The sequence below is a fragment of the Synechococcales cyanobacterium T60_A2020_003 genome (assembly GCA_015272205.1).
In the GTDB taxonomy this organism is placed as follows: Bacteria; Cyanobacteriota; Cyanobacteriia; order RECH01; family RECH01; genus JACYMB01.
On sequence record JACYMB010000189.1, the window covers coordinates 1 to 2,151 of the forward strand.

At 50.1% G+C, this 2,151-nt stretch carries 2 protein-coding genes; one reads left to right on the forward strand and one right to left on the reverse strand.

The genetic code is table 11. From position 1 onward, the window contains the following. Positions 1–73 precede the first annotated feature (73 nt). Positions 74–838: a serine/threonine protein phosphatase gene (locus IGR76_09740; GenBank protein ID MBF2078781.1), complete on the reverse strand. Its 765-nt coding sequence runs from the start codon at positions 836–838 to the stop codon at positions 74–76. Between the two features lie 681 nt (positions 839–1,519). On the opposite strand from IGR76_09740, the gene tatC reads away from it, so the two are divergent. After that, on the forward strand, positions 1,520–2,151 hold a 632-nt coding region (tatC, locus tag IGR76_09745; protein MBF2078782.1), incomplete at its 3' end, for a twin-arginine translocase subunit TatC.

A 2,151-nucleotide genomic window follows, 5' to 3' on the forward strand; every position in this document is an offset into this window, starting at 1 on the left:
CATCCCGACACTCGCCTTCGGCAGAGTGCGGGGCTTTCACGGAGAAGCTAAAACGGTTCTATGGATGCAGCCCTTACTGATACTGCATCATTTGCCGCCGCCGATGAATCACCTTCGTAGGCTCAACGGTGTTAATCGCTTCGACAAGAGGCAGTACCCGCTGGAGAGGTTGAAAGACGTTAACCTGGTACACCACTTGGTTGGTGATGTCTAACCCGGTCAGCCACCCGCTTTTGGGATGGTAGGCACCTGTATCGATATCCAGCCAGCCAGCCCCTTGGGCAATCGCACCGGGATTAACTTCCGGCAAGGTAAAGGTAATCGTGTGCCCGGTAATAATCAGCTTGTCTTGAAAGTACGGCTTTTCAATGCTGTGAAACTTTTCCCGAATCCAGCAGTATTCTTGCAGCGTTTGCTCGTCCAGGCTCAGTTCAGGATGCACACCCGCATGAACCAGCCATACATCGCCTAAATCGAGGTGAGTGGGTAAGGTATGGATCCAATTCAGATGCTCTAACAGGGTATCAATCGAGGTGTAGCTAGACAGAGTCGCCTGTCCGCCGCTGTAAATCCAGGCTTGTAGGGCTTGCGGGTGGATGCGATTGCCCGGAAACGCATCCAGGAGCAACTGTTCGTGGTTGCCGAGCAGAGAAGTATGCCCGCTATTCTTAACAAACTCAACCACCTGACAGCTTTTGGGGCCTCGGTCAATCAAGTCGCCCAGAAAATAAACGGAGTCAGAGTGTCCAGGGGCGATCGCCTCTAGTAGGCGCATTAGCCCATCGTAATGTCCGTGCACATCTCCGACTACAATTCGACGACCACCTGAAACGTTCATCCGACCCTTAACCTAAAATATACGTGATTTCAGGGAAAACCCCTGCTATCGAAATCAGCCCCTTCGACGCTTTGCTCAGCATTGCTTACCCTGAAACCCTAATGTCGTCAACAGAGTGAGCTTGCGCTTGCGCCGTGATGAACTTGCTGTACTTCTCCTATTCTGTGTCATTTTAGTTACTGCTACTTAAAGAAACAAAGGGTGTGGCATGAAAAGTTGGTAAACTATCGTAACAATTAATGCTTGGATTGATTAAGTATTTGTACGGTGATGCTGCTGCGATGGCTTACCCAGATTTGAACAGAGGGCATAATGGGGGCGATCGCTCGATGTCTGACTGCTCAAGTTACGGGTACTGCCCTATGGGAGTGAATTCGTTCACGGGGAGGCCGTCCTCTTGGTCTGCCTAAGAATGCCCAGTTTAAAGACTCAACGCTACAAGAAGATACAAAAGCATAACGTGCAATTCAGGCTTGTAACCTTGAAATGTCAGAATGCCAGGTACAGACAGGATGACAGGTACAGAGAAGCGATATCCAATGAAGGTTTTACCGTGTGTAGCGATGGGCACACCGGATAGAGAAATATCGGTGGTCTATATGCCTGATTGTACAGTTTCGTAAGAATTGCTGATTAAAATAGTCAAGACAGCTTTGATCAACGCCGAGACAGACGCTTTCTATGACTTCCCCTTCCGATTTGGATACAGAAACCGCTACAGCGGCAACCCAGCACCAGTCCTCGCCATCGGATGACGACTTTCTCAATGAGTTGCCCGATGATGTGGAAATGTCGCTGTTCGACCACTTGGAAGAACTACGGATGCGGATTTTCTACGCCCTAATTGCTGTGGTCATTGGGATTGTGATCTGCTTCATCTTTGTGCGTCGCATCGTCAACTTGCTAGAACTGCCCGCCCACGGGGTCAAATTTTTGCAACTCTCCCCTGGCGAGTTTTTCTTTGTATCGCTCAAAGTAGCGGGCTACTCTGGTTTGCTGGTGGCGAGTCCGTTTGTGCTGTACCAGATTATCCAGTTCGTCCTCCCCGGCCTCACTCGACGCGAGCGGCGCTTCATTGGTCCGATTGTGCTGGGTTCAACGGTACTTTTTGGTGTAGGACTGGTGTTCGCCTATGTCGCCTTGATTCCGGCAGCCCTCAATTTCTTTGTGAGCTATGGCGCGGACGTGGTGGAACAGGCATGGTCGATCGATCGCTATTTTGAATTTGTCTTACTGTTGCTGTTTAGCACGGGGCTAGCCTTTCAAATTCCGGTGATTCAGCTTTTGCTAGGTGGAATTGGCATTGTGTCGTC

Bases quoted from the DNA above. Each gene is read 5' to 3' on its own strand.
- IGR76_09740 (MBF2078781.1), bottom strand. From the start codon at position 838: ATGAACGTTTCAGGTGGTCGTCGAATTGTAGTCGGAGATGTGCACGGA.